General features: G+C 74.7%; 4 protein-coding genes. 3 read left to right on the top strand and 1 reads right to left on the bottom strand.

Annotated features, from left to right (window positions below; translation table 11 throughout):
- Positions 1 to 425: amino acid permease (locus HUW36_RS27480; RefSeq protein ID WP_343044370.1), on the top strand; the 425-nt coding region annotated here is incomplete at its 5' end.
- 6 nt (positions 426 to 431) lie between these two features.
- On the opposite strand, the gene HUW36_RS27475 is transcribed toward HUW36_RS27480, so the two are convergent.
- Positions 432 to 2,216, bottom strand: a complete 1,785-nt coding sequence (locus tag HUW36_RS27475; RefSeq protein ID WP_425487270.1) for a potassium channel family protein — start codon at positions 2,214 to 2,216, stop codon at positions 432 to 434.
- A gap of 86 nt (positions 2,217 to 2,302) precedes the next feature.
- Here HUW36_RS27475 and HUW36_RS27470 point away from each other — a divergent pair, with 86 nt between their 5' ends.
- Both HUW36_RS27470 and HUW36_RS27465 read left to right on the top strand, forming a co-directional pair.
- Positions 2,303 to 2,782: an MSMEG_6728 family protein gene (locus HUW36_RS27470; RefSeq protein ID WP_174530791.1), complete on the top strand. Its 480-nt coding sequence runs from the start codon at positions 2,303 to 2,305 to the stop codon at positions 2,780 to 2,782.
- A gap of 198 nt (positions 2,783 to 2,980) precedes the next feature.
- On the top strand, positions 2,981 to 3,922 hold a 942-nt coding region (locus HUW36_RS27465; protein WP_174530790.1), incomplete at its 3' end, for an FAD-dependent oxidoreductase.

The following is a 3,922-nucleotide window of genomic DNA, read 5'->3' as shown; positions in this document are numbered from 1 at the left end:
GGGCGGCCGTCGCGGTCACCGGGGTGCTGCTCTCCCTGCTGGCCGGCGTCGGCCGCACCACGCTGGCGATGGCCCGCCGCCACGACCTGCCGGCGGCGCTGGCGGCGGTGCACCCGCGGCACCGGGTGCCGCACCGCGCCGAACTGGTCGTGGCCGCCGTGGTGATCGTCGTGGTGGCGCTCGGCGACGTCCGGGGCGCGATCGGTTTCTCCAGCTGCACCGTGCTGGTCTACTACGCGATCACCAACGCGTCGGCGCTGACGCTGGGGCGGGACCCGGCGCGGAAGCTGCCGGTGCGGGCGCTCGCCGCCCTGGGGCTGGTGGGCTGCCTGCTGCTCGCCGTCAGCCTGCCGCTGCCCAGCGTGCTCGCCGGCTTCGGTGTGCTCGCCCTCGGCGCCGCCTGGTACGCCCTCCGCCACCGCTGAGCAGGCTCACTCCACCGACTCACGCGGCGCAGGGGGCCCGGCCGGCGCGGGAGGTGGCGGGGGTGTGGTCTCCCGCAGCAGGGCGGTCAGCCCGGCCCGCCGGGCCACCACGGTGAGCCGGTCGCCGGCCTGGAGCACCATGCGCGGGTCGACGGACCAGTCGGCCTTCTGGCCGGTGCGGGTGTGCGCGAGCAGGCGGACCTCGCCCGGACGGGCCACCGAGCCCAGCGGTCGCCCGTCCAGCGGGGAGCCGGCCACCACCGGGACCTCGGTGACCAGCAGCGCGTGCCGGTCGACCGGAATGGTGGCGATCACCGCGCGGTCCAGCAGGGCCGCCGCGAACGACGGCGCGGCCAGGTAGGACACGCTGCGCGAGATGCCGATGCCGAATGCCTGCTGGATGCGCTCGGCGAAGTCGCCGTCGAACAACCGCAGCACCACCCGCAGGTCGGGGTCGAGGGAGCGGGCGATCAACGCGGCGCGCAGGTTCGTCCCGTCGTCGGTCGAGACCACCACCAGCGCCTGGCAGGTGTCCACCGAGGCGGAACGCAACGTCTCCTCCCGGCCGGCGTCGCCGACGATCAGCGGCACCCCCAGCCGGTGCGCGAGCGCGGCGCCGCGTGCCTCCGCGCTCCGGTCGATGGCCACCACCTCGACCCCGAAGTCGTGCAGCTGCGCCATCACCCGGGTGCCGATGTTGCCCAGCCCGACCACCACCACGTGGCCGGACCGGTCGGGTTGGATCCGGCCGGCGTGCAGGGCCAGCCGGGCGTTCACGATGCCGTCGACCACGGCGGCCGTGATCAGCGGGATCAGCGCCAGCCCGGCCAGGTTGAGCACCACCTGCATGACCTGGGCGGCGACCGGTTTGTTGACGTCCGGGTCCTGGCCGCTGAGCGTGGTGACCAGGGTGAGATAGAGCGCCTCGCTCCAGTTGACCTCGGCGGCCCGCGCGTTGAGCCAGCCGAGCACCGCGATCACCCCGAGCAGCACCAGCACCGCGATGCCGATCTTGCGGGTGGCGAAGCTGCGGAGCGCGCGGAGCAGCACCTCGACCGGCTGCCGGCGCCGCCGGGCCCGCACCAGCCGGCGGGCGGCCAGCTCGGTGCCGGGCGGCTGGCCGGTCGCCTCGGCGAGCACCACGTCGGCCGCCGCCTCGTCGGCGGGGAGCACCCGGACCAGCTCGGGATCGTCGGTGACGGCCAGGCCGCAGACCACGTCCTGCGGGCGTACGTCGGCGCGGCGGGCCACGTAGAGCGTGCGGCCGGCGTGCCGGAAGTGGGTGGGGGCCAGCTCGCCCAGCGCGGCGGCGACGAACGCGGGGGCGGCCATCGAGGCGTCGGAGAGCACCGCCGAGTCGGGGAAGAGCTGCCGCAGCCCGTCGGCCAGGTTGGTGTTGAACATCCGGACCACCAGGCGCAGCCGGGGCTCGACCTCCTGGGCGCAGAGCGCGGCGTGCATGTTGCCCACGTCGTCCTGGTGCAGCAGGGCCAGCCCGGCCGCGTCGGCCAGTCCGGCCCGGCGGAACGCGGCCTCGTCGAGCCGGTCGGCCCGCACCACCCGGACCCCGGGCACGTCCCGCCCGTCCGGACCCTCGGACCGGCGGCGCTCCGGCACCACGAGCGTGACCCGCACCTGGCCGTGCGCCCCGTCGGTGGCGAGCAGCGCGCGGACCACCCAGTAGGCCAGCGGGTCGGAGCCGCAGACGACGAAGTGGGGTCGTTCGTCACCGTTCATCCGGAGCCGCCAGCCGGTCGCGCGGCGCGCGCGGTCGCGCAGGGGCTCGGCCATGCCCGGATCGTAGTCAGCCGCTCGCGGTGGGCGCAGCCCCTCGATCATGAACGCATGGCGTCGCCGGGTACGGGTAGAGCACCGCCATGCAGACGTTCCTGCCGTATCCGGACTTCCTGGCCAGCGCCCGGACCCTGGACCAGAAGCGGCTGGGCAAGCAGCGCGTGGAGACCATCCAGGTGCTGCGCGGCCTGACCCGCCCGGACTACGGCTGGCGCAACCATCCCGCGGTGAAGATGTGGGCCGGGTACGAGGAGGCCCTGACCCGGTACGGGCTGGACATGTGCGCGGTCTGGTGCGAGCCGGGGCGGGCGGACACCTGCGCCGGCACGCTCGCCACCGACCTCGCCGCCGCCTGCGGCATCGCGGTGATCCGCACCCAGGAGGAGCTGGCCTCGGCCGGCGAGCTGCCGCCCTGGCTGGGCCGGGACGACCTGCACCGCAGCCACCGCTCGTCGCTGCTGCGCAAGGACCCCGCCCACTACGCCCCGCTGTTCACCGACGTCTCCCCGGACCTGGAGTACGTCTGGCCCCCCTCCGACCGCCCCCGCCGCTGCCTGCAGTGAAAGGAAGGGCCCCTTGTTAACGCCTCCGGTAGAGGAAGGGCCCCTTGTTAACACCTGCCCCCGCGTGCGAGCGCGGCGCCCGCGGGGCGTGGACCGCCGGGCGTTAAGAAGGGGCCCCGCACATCCGTATGCGTTAAAAAGGGCCCCCTCCTTTCACCTCGGGCAGACTGGGGGGACCGCCGACTGGAGGATGCCCCCGTGAGTCTGTCGCAAGTGGTAGGTCGCCTTATCGGCGTACGTGAGCACGTGGTGGACCCGGGCGGCGGGGGCGCCCCGCGCGTGCCGCGACCGGTGTCGGCGCTGGTGGTGGGCGGCGGCATCGCCGGCATGTCGGCGGCGGTGGTGCTGGCCGAGCGCGGGGTGGAGGTGACCGTGCTGGAGGCCGCGCCGCACCTCGGCGGCCGGCTCGGCGCCTGGCCGGAGGAGCTGCCGGACGGCGCCCAGCGCAACGAGCACGGCTTCCACGCCTTCTTCCGGCAGTACTGGAACTGGCGCTCGATCCTGCGCCGGATCGACCCGACGCTGGGCTTCCTCAAGCCGATCCCGGGCTATCCGATCCTGTCCGCGCAGTGGCCGACCGAGGAGTTCGGCAAGCTGCCGCCGGCCCCGCCGGCCAACCTGCTGGCGTTGCTGCTGCGCAGCCCGAGCCTGCGCCTGGCGGACCTGCGGTCGATGGACCGCGACGCCGCGTTGCCGCTGCTCACCTACGACCCGGTGCGCACCTACGCCGAGTTCGACGAGCGGACCGCCGACGAGCTGCTCACCTCGCTGCGGTTGCCGGACCGGGCCCGGGCGATGCTCTTCGAGGTCTTCTCGCACTCGTTCTTCAACCACGAGGCGGAGATGTCCGCCGCCGAGATGATCGCCCAGTTCCACTTCTACCTGCTGGGCAATCCGGAGGGCCTGGCCTTCGACTGCCCGGACGAGGACTACGCGACGGCGATCTGGGAGCCGCTGACCCGGTACGTGGAGAAGCACGGCGGCCGGGTGCGCACCGGCGTTCCGGCGGCCCGGCTGGACCGTACCCCGGAGGGGTGGCGGGTGACCGGCGCGGACGGCGACGTGTGGGACGCCGCGCACGTGGTGCTGGCGGTCGACCCGCCGGCGCTGGCCGCGCTCGTCGACGCCTCCCCCGGCCTG

Origin of the sequence: Micromonospora maritima (assembly GCF_902825405.1) — a bacterium.
Lineage (GTDB): Bacteria > Actinomycetota > Actinomycetes > Mycobacteriales > Micromonosporaceae > Micromonospora > Micromonospora maritima.
This window is presented reverse-complemented; position numbering and strand designations above follow the sequence as displayed.